Source organism: Mariniphaga sediminis (assembly GCF_003573545.1).
In the GTDB taxonomy this organism is placed as follows: domain Bacteria; phylum Bacteroidota; class Bacteroidia; order Bacteroidales; family Prolixibacteraceae; genus Mariniphaga; species Mariniphaga sediminis.
On record NZ_QWET01000001.1, the window covers coordinates 245,059 to 261,128 of the forward strand.

Annotated in this window: 9 protein-coding genes; all 9 read right to left on the minus strand. The window is 37.3% G+C overall.

Annotated features, from left to right (window positions below; all coding sequences use genetic code 11):
• Nucleotides 1-23: 23 nt before the first annotated feature.
• Nucleotides 24-1,592 carry a hypothetical protein gene (locus D1164_RS00840; protein WP_119348038.1) on the minus strand — a complete coding sequence of 523 codons (1,569 nt, stop codon included), beginning with the start codon at nucleotides 1,590-1,592 and terminating at the stop codon, nucleotides 24-26.
• Nucleotides 1,593-1,601: 9 nt separating this feature from the next.
• Nucleotides 1,602-3,086, minus strand: coding sequence for a hypothetical protein (locus D1164_RS00845; RefSeq protein WP_206610884.1), 1,485 nt, complete (start codon nucleotides 3,084-3,086; stop codon nucleotides 1,602-1,604).
• 104 nt (nucleotides 3,087-3,190) lie between these two features.
• A complete protein-coding gene (locus tag D1164_RS00850; RefSeq protein WP_119348040.1) occupies nucleotides 3,191-4,732 on the minus strand; it encodes a hypothetical protein in 1,542 nt (513 codons plus the stop codon).
• A 69-nt stretch (nucleotides 4,733-4,801) separates the two neighbouring features.
• Nucleotides 4,802-7,123 carry an alpha/beta hydrolase family protein gene (locus tag D1164_RS00855; protein WP_119348041.1) on the minus strand — a complete coding sequence of 774 codons (2,322 nt, stop codon included), beginning with the start codon at nucleotides 7,121-7,123 and terminating at the stop codon, nucleotides 4,802-4,804.
• A 123-nt stretch (nucleotides 7,124-7,246) separates the two neighbouring features.
• Nucleotides 7,247-8,662 carry a Gfo/Idh/MocA family protein gene (locus D1164_RS00860; protein WP_119348042.1) on the minus strand — a complete coding sequence of 472 codons (1,416 nt, stop codon included), beginning with the start codon at nucleotides 8,660-8,662 and terminating at the stop codon, nucleotides 7,247-7,249.
• Between the two features lie 39 nt (nucleotides 8,663-8,701).
• Nucleotides 8,702-10,333 (minus strand): RagB/SusD family nutrient uptake outer membrane protein, encoded by a 1,632-nt coding sequence (locus D1164_RS00865; RefSeq protein ID WP_119348043.1) that lies wholly within the window; start codon nucleotides 10,331-10,333, stop codon nucleotides 8,702-8,704.
• A gap of 11 nt (nucleotides 10,334-10,344) precedes the next feature.
• Nucleotides 10,345-13,707, minus strand: coding sequence for a TonB-dependent receptor (locus D1164_RS00870; protein ID WP_119348044.1), 3,363 nt, complete (start codon nucleotides 13,705-13,707; stop codon nucleotides 10,345-10,347).
• A gap of 88 nt (nucleotides 13,708-13,795) precedes the next feature.
• Nucleotides 13,796-14,857, minus strand: coding sequence for a FecR family protein (locus D1164_RS00875; RefSeq protein ID WP_119348045.1), 1,062 nt, complete (start codon nucleotides 14,855-14,857; stop codon nucleotides 13,796-13,798).
• A 465-nt stretch (nucleotides 14,858-15,322) separates the two neighbouring features.
• Nucleotides 15,323-15,910: an RNA polymerase sigma factor gene (locus D1164_RS00880; protein WP_119348046.1), complete on the minus strand. Its 588-nt coding sequence runs from the start codon at nucleotides 15,908-15,910 to the stop codon at nucleotides 15,323-15,325.
• Nucleotides 15,911-16,070: the final 160 nt, after the last annotated feature.

Consider the following 16,070-nt stretch of genomic DNA (forward strand, 5'->3'; position numbering starts at 1 on the left):
TTACTTTTGTTGTGAAATCTGTTTTATAGTTTTTGTAATATTTCTATTACTTTTTCTTCGTATATTTTTTGCCATTCAGGAGCCAACAGATTACTATGGTCCTGATAGGCACCGCTTCCGGACTGTTCGGCTGTAGTCGCATAATGGATATAACCATTGGTATAACCCGCAACAAAGGTATTTTCAAATGGCGACATTTTTTTTATATTAAGCCCTACCTGTACAGACACTTCTGCGGGGAAGGTTATAAGAACAAAATCCCCGATTTTCATCACCTGTACTTCAACATCCATAGTACTCTCACCTGCAGATTCATTCTCAACCTTACGATCCTTTTCCAGCCCTAAATTATACTGCAGTCTTGAAAGTTTTTCCATGGCATGAATATTTCTCAGGTATTTATCTATATTCCGCCTGTTTGCAGCATCAAGCTTTTCCATGTCGTTCCTACCAATCATTTTGTCATGAAGATACCTATGGGAATAATAGGAGGGATATTCTTCCCAAAGATTATATTTTATGAACAAGGGCAAAAAAGTTTTAAAGTTCAGGCTTGTGCCCTTTAAGGAGTTAAGAAGTTCTCCCTGCTTCTTCTCCATCTCTGCAATTCTTTCAGCATGATCAGTTCGCCTGGGAAATTTAACTGTTTCATTTATTACTTGCAGTTCGCCACTTTTTTCTGTATTTATATTCTTAAAGGCTTCTATCGCACTTAGACCCAACATGGTTCCCAGCGGTTCTTGATCCCTGACACTATGAACATCCTTATAAAGGCTTGGGATGACATCTCCGCAAAAACCTTGAATAAAAAGCGCCATAGTCCCTTCACCCAGATTTTCTTCAATTAATTTGGATGCAAAACCAGGATATCCAGCTGTTTGTTCTGTAATTGATTGATAGGGATGGCCTGTGAAATTATATACAACTGCAAGTGGATCCCCATTTTTCTTGTCAAGTCTCAATATCCCTATCTCCGGATCAATAGGACCTACACTTTCAATCTCTTCATCTGGTGGTAGCGGATTTGCATGGCGAATAGCCCACCCCTTACCATTTTTTAATTTTAGAATGTGATTTTGAGTAATCCTATCTTCATACCCTGATCCTACTCCTATATTGACCGGTATCATATTTTGAGAGGCTTTTTTTACAGCCTGAAAAGTATAATCCTCAATATTCGGGCTAACGTTATACCCTGCTCCATGCAAATGGCTTGCATTTACAAGAACATTTGTCCGATCTATGCCTAAATCTGCTTTTATTCTCGACCGTATATTCTCTAGGTAATTATCTCCAATTGAACCTATTCTTCCAATTGCAACTGCGTCAACTGAGATAATTATGGCCTTGGTATCTCCATTATCAAGTACCAGGGCTTTAACATATAATGAATCTGTGACATTACTTGTTGGGTCAGGGTTTGTTATATTTACCTTTGATACTCCTGCTTTAAGCTGGGCAGAAACAGTAGAAGCAAGGAGTATGAAGCAGGCAAATACCGATAAAGAAACAATATTATCCAGTTTGAAATTTTTGCTGGTAATCTTGATAACTAACCCAATTATTCTAGTATAAATTGATCTTTTGTACATCTTTTTAATTTAAAAATTGGTTAAAATTTTTTTGACTTTTTGTTCATAGATATATTGCCATTCAGGAGCCATAATGCAATATGTATCTTCCAAGGCATGAGTCTTATACTGTTCTGCTGTGGGTGAATAGCCCACATCTCCGTTGGAATATGCAGTTACAAAGGTATTTGGGAAAGGCGATAACTCCTTAATGTTAAGGCCGATTTGGGCAACAGGTTCACCAGGGAATGTTACTAATACCATATCACCAATTTTTAAACACTGTATCTCAAAATCAATAGTTTTTCCAATTTTTGTAGCCAGTCTTTCTTGCTGTTCCATTAAAATTGAGAGATTGTTCTGAATCCTTGTGAGTTTTTCCATTGCATATATATTTCTCAGATACTTGTCAAGATTTCTGAGGTTTTCTTTGTCAAGATTTTCAAGATCTTTGGAGTCGGTCATTTTTTCTCGAAGATACCTGTGAGAATAATATGAAGGATATTCCTCGAAGATACTGTATGTAATATATAAAGGGAAGAAAGTCTTGAAGTTAAGACTTGTACCCTTCAAAGATCGCAATAGCTTTTCCTGTTCTTTTTCCAATGATGCGATTCTTTCAGAAATATCGGTTCTCGAAGGGATTTCTATTACCTCTCTTATACCTTTTAATTCGCTGTTTTTTGAAGTATTAATGCTCTTTAGTGAGGTTAAAACGCTTATACCTAGTTTGTTCCCTAGTGCTTCTGCATCTCTGGGACTATTTACGTCTTTGTATAAAACAGTTGAAATATCACCAAGGCTACCCTGTAGAAAAATCGCCATTGTTCCTGCTGGAAGATTATTTTCAATTACCCTTGAGGAGAAGGCCGGAACGTCAGCTGTAAGTCCATTATTTGGGACTCCTTGATAGGGGTGCACTGCAAAGTTATAAAGAATAGCAAGAGGGTTACCATTTTTTTTGTCAAGCCTCAGTATCCCAATCTCAGGATCAACAGGGCCTATACCTGCTACTTCCTCATCGGGAGGTAAAGGACTGGCATGCCGGATTGTCCACTCTTTTCCATTGGTTAATTTTAATCTGCGGTTCTCAGTTATCTTATTTTCTTTACCAATTCCAACACCAATATTTACTGGAACCAAATTTTGATAGGCGTTCCTGACCGCATTAAATATACGCTCTTCAATATCCGTACATATAAATTTTTCACCTGATACGCCTGTGGCAGTAATCATTACGTTGTTACCATCAATTTTCAGTTGATTCTGTATTTTGTTACGAAGCCTTTCGGTGAAATTTATTCCAACTCCGCCTTTTTCTCCCATGGCCCTTGTGTCAAGACTTATTATAACTAGACTTTCTAATTTGTTGTCAAGTACCAGTATCCGGGCATATAAAGAATCATTAATTAATCTATTGATATCCTTTCTCGTAATATTAACTTTGGCAATGCCAGCTTTAAGTTGGGCAGCATCTGCTACGATAGTTCCTAGCAGAAGGGATAGTCCTGTCAAAAGTAGTATAAGGTATATTTTGAGCGAGATAAAAATATGCTTACAGGTAAATTTAAAATTCGAACGATAAAATAAACTCATTTCCGCTTCAGATTAATTTGTTATTATATATTGTTTAATATATCTAAAACTTTTTCTTCATATATCTCTTGCCATTCAGGTGCGATAAAGCAATCACAATCCTCCTGTACGCCTCCATTATATTGTTCAATTGTTGGGGCATAGTAGATGTAGCCATTAGTAAATCCTGCTGTGAATGTAAATTTATGAGGTGACATATTTTTAATGTTCAATCCTACTTCTACTGAAACCTCACCCGGAAAAGTTACCATAACAAAATTTCCAATTCTTATACCCTGTATTTCGATATCGATTGTAGGTTCACCTGCATCTTCATTGGATTTTTGATGCTCTTGCAGTAAAGAGATATTAGCAAGAAGGCCTGCCAGTCTGTCCATTGCATAAATATTGCTAAGATATTTATCAATATGACCCCTGTTCTCCTTATCCAGTTGTTTCAGGTCGTTCCTGCCAATACTCTTTTCGTGCAGATATCTGTGTGAATAATAAGACGGATACTCCTCAAAAAGATTATACTTGATATATAGTGGTAGAAAAGTTTTAAAATTGAGACTGGTATTTCTCAGTGATTTAAGAAGCCTGTCTACTTCAACTTCCATAGATTCAATTCGTTTCTGGAAATCTGTCCGGCGGGGTAATTTTATTATTTCATTTACAACTTTCAAACTGCCATTATTGGTGGTTTGAATTGTTTTAAGTGCCGACATTGTGCTAATTCCCAGCTTAGTGCCTAATACTTCAGCATCCCGGGGAGTATTCACATCTTTGTAAAGGATTGTTGAGATATCACCTCCAAACCCCTGAATAAATAAGGCTATTGTACCCTCACTAAGATTATCCTCAATTATCTTTGAGGCAAATCCAGGGAAATCAGCTGTTGCTTCCTTGTTAGGGACTCCTTGGTAAGGATGTCCTGCAAAATTGTAAACAACAGCTAAGGTTTCTCCATTCAACTTATCAAGGCGTAATATACCTATTTCATAATCTTGCGGGCCAAGGTCAATAACCTCTTCGTCAGGTGGCATAGGATAAGCATGCCTGATGTCTGCCTCTTTCCCATTTTTAAGCTTAAATCTTCTGTTTTCAGTGATTCTGTCTTCGTATCCCTTGCCAACACCTGTCCTTACTGGAACCATATTTTGCATTGCTGATTTGACAGCTTTTACTGTTCGCTGTGCAATATCGGGACAGACGTTATAGCCAGCACCATGAAGATGGCTTGCATTGACAAGAATATTTTTACTAATTATATTTAGGTCCCTTTCTATTTCTGACCTTACTCTTTCAAGATAACCATCATCTATTGATCCAATTCCTCCAATAGCCACAGCATCGACAGTTATTATTGCGGCTCTGACCCCATCGTTTTCAAGTACCAGGGCTTTCACATATAATGAATCATTAACAGCAGGATATGAATCTGTATTTGTTATATCTACCTTTGCAACACCTGCTTTTAGCCAGGCAGCCTCAGCGCTGCCTGAATATATAATTCCTGAGATCCCGGGAGAAATAATAGTATATAAAATCAACCTTTTGAGAATTTTCTTTGTCAGTAAAGCCATATATTATTTTTTAGATTATTCGAATTCCCTACATCGTAGAGAAGCATGAAATGTCTAATAGTCAATTTTTTATTTTAGTTTTAAATACTTGTCAAGAAATTGTAATGTTCCTACTCCATGAATCTCATGGGGCCCGTTAAAAAATTCAATCGTAGTACGATCACTAATTCCCAAGTTAGCATATAGTCGCCTAACCTTAGCATATTCATAAGCTACCCACTCATCAGGTGCAACTCCATCCATATGTCCCCGTTCTACCATAAAAGGTTTTGGGGCAATAAGTCCTGCCAATTCTGAATAATTAATAATATTACCAAAATCAAATTCAAATATTTCATATTCACCAACTAGCATGTAACTGGATTTAAAATCTACTGAGGTTGTTTTCCATATCCACTGATTGAAATCACCAGAACAAATCACCACCGAATAATTATTTAAAATAGGAGGTACTCGCATTGCTGTCTTACCTCCATAAGATAAGCCGTAAAACCCAAAATGTTCTTTGTCAACAAATTGGAGTTGTCTTAACCATTTTAGTGTCTGTTCATGCTGGCCTATGATTACTGAGTACAAGGATTTTTTTAGTGGATTGGCCATTCTTTGAATTGTGCGAAAATTTTCAATCCCATAAGGATCTTGTGGAGTGTAAACTATATACCCCTGATCGGCTAAAGTTGATCCAAAAGAATAATAGGCTGATTTAATATTGGGATCTATAAGTGGTTCAGGGCGGCCACCCAAGCCATGTTGAAAAACCACTACAGGACGTTTTTCTCCTGGCTGGATATCTTTTGGAACCAACAGAATTCCTCCGGCTATTATTCCCGGCCATACATCCAATTTTACCCAATAACCACGCCAATTAGGTGTTTCATATGTCAATCTGGTGCGAGGATTAAAAGATTGGGTGGGTGATGGCATCTTTCCAATTATTTCTTCATGAAAATATTTCCTGTATGGTTTTGTTGTTTCTACCCATTGTTCCACTGAGGTGTCATCTGCCTTATCCCAAAACTTTTTCCGCTCATCGCTACTGTGATTAATTACTTTGTCCAAATGCCTCACTAATTCCATAAACTGATTGCGCATACGTAAACCAGAATCAAAATCATGTCGTAACTTAGTGATTTTATTATAAGCTGGAGATTCTTTATTTTCAATACCTAGACCGGAAAAAAGTTTTTCTAATGCACTCTTTGAACCTGGCAATCCTTTCCCATTGCCACTTACCACAACCTGCATTTTTTCGGGGACACCTAAATTTATAAATACTTTTTCAGCTCTACGTGCTTCTGCTTGCACCGATTCGAGAGAGGGAGTTTTTAAGAATCCTGGAGCTGCGACATTTCTGCGCTTTCCCTTAGCTGCTGGTGGACCATCTACCTGTGGCCCTTCGCACGCTTCTATAACTAGTAGTCTTGGTGCTATAAGGCTTGCGATTTCAGCATCTCCAAACTCTTCAAGTAATCCCCATACATTCCTGTAAATTGGCTCTTCCCAAATTTGTTCTCTTTCCTGAAAATATCCGCTGACCAATGTTCCATCAATGCGGGTGTCTATGGCAGCACTATATAAAGCAATTAGTCCTCCTTCTCCGTATCCTGCTACAGCAACAGGTAAATCCGCTGACTGATTTTTAAACCAGTCTACTGCTGCCAATACCTTTTGAACTTCATATCCTATAATATGTCTTCCCACTTCAAATGCCCGACGATAAATAAATTCCCTGTGAGGTTGGTTTGTCATAACAATTTCCGGGTTTCCTGACCAGGTATCCTTCCTATCAATCAAAAGCGGAATAATTAGTCGACATCCCTTTTCTGCTAACCTACGTGCAAACAGAGCTTTTGAAGGTACTTCCGGATTTAATCCCATTAGTTCTTCTGGTGATTGATCTGCATCCGGTACAACTACTATCTGAGCCTGAACTGTTGTATGGGGTTCTATCCACAAACCTGTCCCGGTAACATTTTCCAGAACCTGCCAACTGACACTATATACATTGTAGGCATCAGTTTTGGCTATTAAAGCCTCTAGAGTTGTACTTTTATTTAGAATTAATTCATGTGTGGCTTTTCGCTCGTCCACCACACCTGTGATTTTTTTAATTCGAGTACGATTTGAAGCAACAGATTTAATATAATCTGCTGAAGATGTATAGTTTCGGTGCCAATGTGTTTCACGGTTTTTTACAGAGGTTTTCAGTTCATTAGAAAAATGCTGGCATATGCCCTCAATCATTTGAGGGCGTAAACTTTCCACTTCAGCTACTGACATAAGCTTTGTTCCCCATAAATAACCTGATGGACTTTCCTGTGCCTGTCCTGAAGGTATAATTCCAAAACTGATTAGAAAGCTTAAGCATATGTATTTACATACTAATTTCATCTTTTATACATGTAAGGATTTTTCGAGATTTATCACTCTTGTAAAGGAAGATTGCTGAAAACCTTGCCGAAAAAGGTAGGTTTTCAGCAAAATCTGATATTTATTACTCAGTTTTCTTCAATTCTATACCTGATCTGGTATCTTCCAGGGAGACCGGCCTCCATCTTGTCGTGCCAGTAGCTTATTCGCTTCATTATTATCAATAAATGTTTCTGTTGAACCATCAATTTTTAATAGCTGGTTTCCGGTTCTATATGCAATATAGGCCATATGTGAAATGGCTTGTGAAATATGTGCCCTTTCCACATCTGCATTAGGAGTTTCGCGGGTACGAATACAATCCATAAAGTTGGCTATATGCTTTTTGACCGGATTATTGCCTGTCATAATAGCTATAGTTTCTCCTTTCTCATTAAAAGCCTGCCAGCCTCCACCATGCCGTCCTAAATACATCATCCCGTTAGTTCCATATATCTCAATCCTAGTACCGGTAAATTGCCAGTCAGGGAAGAGTGCTTTGCTGGCTCTGATTTCATGTGGAACTTTTATTAAACTTGTCCACCAGTCAACTTCCAGAGACAAAGTAATGTCTCCATAATCATATATAGCTGTCAGAGAATCAGGAATATCAGCTACATGCTCCGGATATCGTACTTCCCCTTTCCCATATACAGAAACCGGATAATCTATTCCAGTAAGAGCAGACGCTACCCAACGAGCAACATCCAACTGATGTATTGATTCCGAATCACTTCCTGAATATTCCCAAAAATAACGCCATACGCCAGGCCCTGTCTTTTTGGGATTATAGGGTAATTTTGACGCAGGACCGCACCACATATCATAATCGAATTCACTCGGTATAGACACTTCCGGATAAGGCCCAGGATAACCCAGTTGTCCTTTCAGCATGTTTAAGACTTTTATATAGTGTATTTTACCAATATTTCCTGCTTTTAAATACTCAATAGCTTTTTCATGATATTGGCCACTTCTGTTTTGTGATCCCACTTGTACAATTCTTGAATATTTTCGAGCAGCCTCCACCATTTTTCGTCCTTCATAAACATTGGGAGACATAGGTTTTTCTACATAGACATCCTTGCCTGCCTGGCATGCCATAATTGTTGCCAATGGTGCCCAATGGGTACCGGGAGAGATGATCATGGCTGTAACTTCTTTATCTTCTAGAATTTTTCTAAAGTCTTGGGTCGTTTTTGGAATTCTGCTTTGTCCCATGCTTGCTTGTGTTACTTCCCAATCCTGTTCAGTTCTGTGTTGCCAACTTTCTCCGCTACATGCCTTTAGTCCATTTGCTATGCGCCGTTTGTCAACGTCGCAAATGTATGCAATCTCAGCACCTTGCTTTATAAATTCCTCTATGAGATAAAGATTTCTTCCTCCTAATCCCATGACTCCAAGAATGATTTTGTCGTTTGCATTAACTTTTTTAGCAATGGCAGAATTATAAATTCCACTAATAACTACTCCTGATCCTATTAAAGCACTTTTTGCTATAAACCTTCTACGATTTATCATGTCTCGTCTTTTTAAAAGTGTTGAAAGAAATTAATTTCGTTAATTATATCCAGGATTTTGATGTAAATTATCATTAATGTCAAGTTCTGGCAGTGGAATGGGCCACAGGTAATTGTGATCATGAAATTCAATGCTTCCTATTATTAAATGACCATCCTCTGTAATAGCATATAGCCCTTCATATTCATCAGGATTATCAGTGATTTTCATCCCATGAAGTTCCTGACTTGCTTCTTCCTTAAGGGTTCTCCATCTTTTTAAGTCAAAATAGTCTATTCCTCCTTCAAAAGTTAGCTCAATTGCTCTTTCTCTTCGGACAATATCTCTCAGTTTATTCAAATTTGTCTCGGTGACAATAGGCATGTTTATAGCTTCACGTTGCCTAACAAGATTTATAGTATTGTCAAGTAGCTCTTGAGTGATAGAATTTCCCGCTTCCAATTCAGCCTCAAGTCTGCTTAAAAGTATTTCAGCATAACGTATTTGAGGATAATCACCTCCATATTGTCTTGGATTACCTTCATAATCTTTATCCCAGAATTTTTGTAGAATATAACCTGTTATATTAGGACCAGTTTGGCCTGTTTTTGCTATAGTTTCTGGATCTCCCTCAAATATTTTTCCATTTACTTCTGAGTAACCAGTTATTAAAACTGTAGAATACAATCGGGGATCTCTGTTTTGAAAAGGATTCTCTGGATCATAAATTCCCGATACTGAAATTGACTCCCCATCAACCATTGGAAACTTGTCTAGTACATGCTGGAATATATTGCATCCATTAAAACCTCCATATAATGAACTTTTTATTATATGCTGTGTAATTGTTTCTCCAAGTTCATTTTCCATATATTGGTTGGCAAAAATTATTTCATCACTATTTTCTCCTTCATCTTCAAAAAGTTCTTTATACCGTGGGTCAATTATATATCTGTTCAAATCCATTATTTCTTTATATGTTACTGCTGCTTCTGACCATTTTTCCTCAGCTAAAAGTAATCTGCCTTTTAAAGCAAGAGCTGCTCCTTTTTCTACTCTGCCTTTAGCTGATGCGGCTTGTTTCACAGGAAGATTCTGTGCTGCCTCGGTTAATTCAGTTAATATAAAATTCACCAATTCTTCTTTTGATGCTTGGCTTATTGAATTGGCTTGGTCAGCTGTTAATGTAGTTTTTATTAAAGGAACATTTTCCCATAACTGGAGAAGCCAGAAATATGTAAAAGCCCTTAAAAACTTTACTTCACCTTTCATTGCAGTCTTTCTTGTTTCATCCATGTCTACCTTGTCAATATTATCAAGAAAATAATTTGTTCGGGCAATTTTTTTAAATGCATTTCTCCATAAAGTAGTTATAGTTCCATGAATTGGACTTATTTCTCTTTCCCTACCATAGCCAAAATCTCTCCAGCTTGAATATCCAGCCCAATGGGACATATAAATCATAGTTTTGTCTAAATCCAAGAGTCTCTCAGGCCACCCTCCATTATAAGCATAACAACCCATTAATGCTTGATGTGCTTCTTCTTCAGATTGCCAAAAAATTGCTTCACTTAATGATGTCTTTGGATTTTCCACTAAATAATTTTCTTTACATGCTGGAGTTAATAAGATCATTAAAACCAGAATTAAAAGATTTTTTTTCGCTATTCTATTTAAATTTTCGGTAGTCATATCTATAGTTGTTAAAATTGAACACTAATTCCTACACTCCATAAGCCAGTAATGGGATAATAGCTCGGATTTTGTCCGCCTGTAGTTGTCATCTCAGGATCCCATCCAGGATAATAATGATCAAAAGACTTAATATTTTCACCATTTACATATACTCGGAATTGGTCGATAAAAGTTCTTTGTAATAGTTTTGATGTGATATTATATCCGAGTTGGATAGTTTTTACCCTTAGAAAACTAGCATCTCGCGTCCAGTAATCTAAATTTACCTCCCAAGGATATTCATGTAAGGCCATTTCCAATCTAGGATATTTTGCATGCCGATCTGGATTTTTTTCTGTCCACCGGTTATCTATATGCCATTGTTGAATATTACCATTATTGACAAATGCTAATTCTTTTCCTTGAATCAGTTTTTCTAATCCAGCCTGTCCTTGAAGTTGGAGATAGAAATCAAAGCCCTTAAAGTCAGCTGTTATCCCCATTCCAAAAAGATATTTAGGAAATAAATTTCCAATTATTGTTCTGTCATGTGCTGAAGTAATTATTCCATCAGGAACTCCGTCAGGTCCACTTATATCTTTAAAACGGGGGAATCCAGGTTTAGCAGTATAATTTTGGGTAGCGTAGTTGGCTATATCAGTTTCATCAATAAAAAGGCCTTCAGTTTGATATCCATAAATAGAGTTTAATGGATGTCCAATAAATAACCCTTTCCCAATATCTTGCTCCACTTCAGCTAGATCAAGAACTTTATTATGGTTAACTGAAAAATTTGAAAAAATGCTATAGGAAAAATCTTTTATCCTATTTTTATGATTTATTTCAAATTCAAAACCTTTATTTTCTACTGCTCCTGCATTTTGCTCACCCACTGACATACCTAAAACCTGAGAAACAGAAATATTATAAAGAATATTTTCAGTTTTCTTATAGTAGTAGTCTCCAACTATAATTAATTTTCCACCAAATAAACCCAAATCAACTCCCCCATTTGTTATTTTAGTCTCTTCCCATGTAATACCTGAAAAGGGTAAATTAGTTAATTGTATTCCTGGCAGTATGGTTTCTTCTTCTCCAGTAGCATATTTCGAGCTTAAATTAAGCACCTTTTGATATGGGTAATCTCCAATCTGCTGATTCCCTAAGATACCATGAGAACCACGTATTTTTAAATTCTCAACCCAGGGGACTTGAAAGAATTTTTCTTCAGAAATAATCCATGCTGCAGAGAAGGAGGGGAATAATCCAAATCTTTCTCTTGTCGAAAAGCGTGATGACCCATCATAACGAATATTTCCTTCTAATAGATATCTTCCAAGGAGTGAATAGTTTAATCTTCCAAAGTACGATATTAACTTCCAAGTATTGCCATATTCAGAATTTTCGTCATTTGATGGCGATGCAGCATCTAGAAAATGAAGATTATTGCTGGGGAAATTATCTCTATAACCGGTTAACGTTTCTCCATCATAGGATTCATTTGAAAATCCAGCAAGTATTTGTAAACTATGATTCCCGAATGATTTGTCATAGTTTAGTATTATATCATTTAAAAGTTCTCTGCTTAGAGATGAATTAACGTATGCTTGGTTCGGGCCAAAAGACCAATTTGGATCTGCCGTAAATTTTGCACCAAATAATCTATATTTTGAATGGCCATATCGATAACTAAATCTCCCAGCTATTTTTAAAGATTCTACTATTTTCCACTCCAATGAAATATTAGAGCTAAAACTTGTACCTTTTGTTTCACTAAAGGAGCCACTAGCCAAATGGCCTTCAGCAACAGGATGCCCCATAAAAGTCCCGTATGTGCCATCCGATTTTTCCCCAGGAACAGTTGCGTTATATGCATTTGCAGCAGTTATTACACCGACTAAATCACTAGTGCGTGCACCATCGTCAGTAATCCCTGCAGGTCGATTCCTAATTGATTGACTTCCGTTAAATTTTACATTTAAGGTCAAATTATTATTCAATTTACTGTTAACATTTAAAAGCATGTCGTAACGATCGTACTCATTTTGTTCGATAAGACCATTTTGTTTAAGATATCCAGTTGAAAACAGATATTGTGCCCCTTCTGTGCCTCCATTAAAAGTTATATTGTGTTTCATTTGAAGGCCATCGCCTGAATTAAATAAATCTTTAAGATGGTGTTTGTTGGGATAATTATCAGGATCAACACCGGATCTAAATTTTTCAATTTCTTCTTGTGTAAATTCAGGATTTTGTCCCATATTAATCCGTGCTTCATTTTTCATTTCAGCATAAGTCCAAGAATCTACATATTGCGGTAATTCAGTTGCCTGTTGTTTCCCAACATAGGATTCATAATGTACTTGTAACATACCTTCTTTTCCTCTTTTTGTTTGAACTATAATTACACCATTTGCTGCCCTTGAACCGTATATAGCAGCAGATGCAGCATCCTTGAGTACAGATATGCTTTCGACGTTATTAGGGTTTACAGAATTTATGGAGCTTGGAACACCATCTACTAAAACTAAAGGGCCTGTTCCTGCTCTACTAAAAGTTCCGAGACCTCGAATTCTTAATGAAGCTGCGTCCGAGCCAGGTTCCCCTGAGGTTTGGGTGGCTGTTATACCACTCATTACACCTTGTAACAGCTGTGAGGCTTGTGATGCTGCTCTTTTGCTAAGTTGCTCACTACTTACTGAACTTACAGAACCAGTTAAATTTACTTTTTTCTGTGTTCCATAGCCAATTGCAACTACTTCTTTTAGCCCAATTGCCTCTTCTTCCATGACTACATAAATACTCGTTTGGCTGCCCACTGCAATTTCCTGAGCTTTCATTCCCACGAAAGAAAATAGTAATCTGGCATCTAATGGAATATTTACTATTGAGTAACTTCCATTTGCATCGGTAACTGTACCTTGTGTAGTCCCTTTAACCACAACCGTTACACCTGGTAAAGGTTGACCATCGGAATCGGTTACTTTACCGGAAACTGTTTTGGCCTGATCCGGTAGCAATTTTTCATTGAAGGTGGTTAGAACAATTTGACGATCGTAAACAAGGTAGTTGACATTGGTGCCGGAAAAAAGTGTTTGCAGAATATTGTCAATGGTTTTTTGTTCCACGTCAATATCTACTTTCCTTTCAATATCTACTAATTTTTGGTTGAAAAGAAAATAAAAGTCACTCTGGTTTTCAATTTCATCCAATACGTCAATGATTCTTGAATCATTCATTTTGATAGTTAGTTTGGTTTCCTGGGAATATCCGGATAGAGCCCAGGCGTGTGACAAACACACGAACAGAAAAAAAGCACTTAATCGCATAATTTTCCACATTTTAGGTTCGATGCAAAATAGCAATGCATCACGAATCCACTTTTTTTTCATACTTTTGACACATTAAGTAGTTTAACAATTACATAAAAGAATTACACTGCTTGATTTACAGGAGGGTGCCGCAAACACCCTCCTGTTTTCAGTTAAAGGCTTTAAGCCTTTTTTGGTCTAATTTAACTAAGACTATTCGTTTTTGGTATATATTATCATCGCCTGTAGCGCGGGGTAAAATTTTATAGGTATAGGGAGTGGTGAGGGCCATAAATTTTAGTACTTCCTCCAGGGGTTCATCAATAAAGGTGGCATGAAACGAATGCTCCAGCAGCTCTTCATCTTCTATTCTTATCTCTGCATTGTACCACCTGCCCAAACGTTCGGCTACCTGCTGCATATTCTCATTCCGGAAAATTAGTTTTCCTTCAATCCAGCCAATGTACTGGGATGCTTCAACACGGGTCGTTTTATAGATTCTTTTTTCGGTATCCAATACCAGTTTTTGATTCGGCTGAAGTATGTCGAGTTTTGCTCCGTTTTTTGTGGCAATTTCTACTTTCCCGTTGTTAAGAATAACTTCCTCGTTTTTATCATCCTCATAAGCAATAACATTGAATTGAGTGCCCAGGACTTTTACATTTAAATGGGAAGTATGCACCACAAATGGATTTGATGGGTCATGTGTAACGTCAAAATAGGCCTCCCCGGAAACCGTTACGTTACGTTCTCCCGAAAAACGAACCGGGTATTTCAGTGTGGAGCCACTGTTCAGAAATCCGGTGGTCCCGTCGGGAAGCTGAAACCTTGTACGTACTCCTAGTGGACACTGAATCTCGGCATAAGCCGTGTTTTCAACAATGGGTTTCGGCGGGCTTTCTTTCCCGGATTGAAAATAAAAAACGGCCAAAAAAGAGAGCAGCAGCGGGATAATAAGTATGGCCGCCACTCTTTGGAAAACTGTAAGGAAGCTAATCCTGTGTGAAGTGCCTTTTTCAAGACTTATTTTATGATGAATTTTGTCCAATAGGTGTTCCACTGTTTCCGGAGGCATTTCTTCCCTGGAGAAATCATTCCAGTGGCTCTCTACGTATTGTTTCAGTTTTGACCTTGTCTCCAGGTCGCTGAAAACAGATTTTATATTCAGGTAATCTTTGCGGGAGTAAGTTCCTTTGAAAAAGCGGTCTACTATTTTCGGATCAAAATCCATCTATCACGTTTTATTGACTTTCATTTTTATATAAATATATAGGGACGGAAATGAAAAATCCCCCAGTAAAAAATGAAAAAAAATATTATTATTAATGAATGATCTCATGTTGAGGTTTTTACGAGATTCGTTTTTTCAGTCATAGTACAGGAGAAAAATCGTATTTCATTTAAAAATCTTTGAAATTTCAAGTGACCCATCCATGCCTTAACTTTTATATTGGATGGATTAACGGAAGATTTTTGGAAATACCGGTTCATCCTGTTTAACTTTCAAAATGATTTCCCTTCCTATCTTTCTAATATATATCAAAACCACACTAATGTCATGTCAACTTCAAAATGTCATTTCGACCCCCAGGGAGAAATCTGTTGGAGTATTGAGATTTCTCATCTTCGTGCCTCAGATTCGAAATGACTGCACGAGACAATTTATGTTTGATATGACACTCAAAAATATTTCAAATCAAGGTTTTACAAAAAGGGCAAAAAACAGCATGGCCGAAATGTTGTCCTCTCCCAATTTTTTCCGGATAGTTTTTAACGCTTCAGTAAGGTGGTTTTCAACTGTTTTGGGGGCTATTCCCAGTTGTTCTGCAATTTCCTTTACCGGAATATCTTCTTTCCGGCGTTTAATAAGGATTTCTTTCTGACGTGAGGGGAGTTGTTCAATGAGCTGATCTACCTTTTCAAGCAGAAGTTGATAATTCAGCCTGTCTTCATTTCCGGAGGTGAATTGTATGGATTCTTCTATCAGCTGATCTTTATATACCTGTTGCCGGGACGCACGTTCGAAATACTCCAGGATAAAATGCCAGGCAATTTTAAACAGGTAAGCTTTGAACGACAGCTCCGGTTTTATGCTTTTCCGGTTTCGCCAAATACGAAGAAAAACTTCCTGGACAACCTCTTCTGCATCTTCTTTGGACTTCAGATACCCGTAAGTAAAATGGTAAATGCGGATCCCATATTGGGAGAACAGCTCATCAAAAGCTTTGGCATCTCCTTTTTTTAAGGCTTTTAGCAGTAATATTTCATTCTCTCCAGGGTTCAATCAGCTTACAATTAGTTTATATGTCAACCAGCCAAAGGTAGAATTTTTATTATTTCCTTTCAAAGAAATATTTTTTATTCCTTCCTCCCTTTTCGTTTCCAGTTTTAAAAATTTAAATCGGGGGCTCTTTTCTGTCTTTTTACCCGGAGGGTTTGAATGC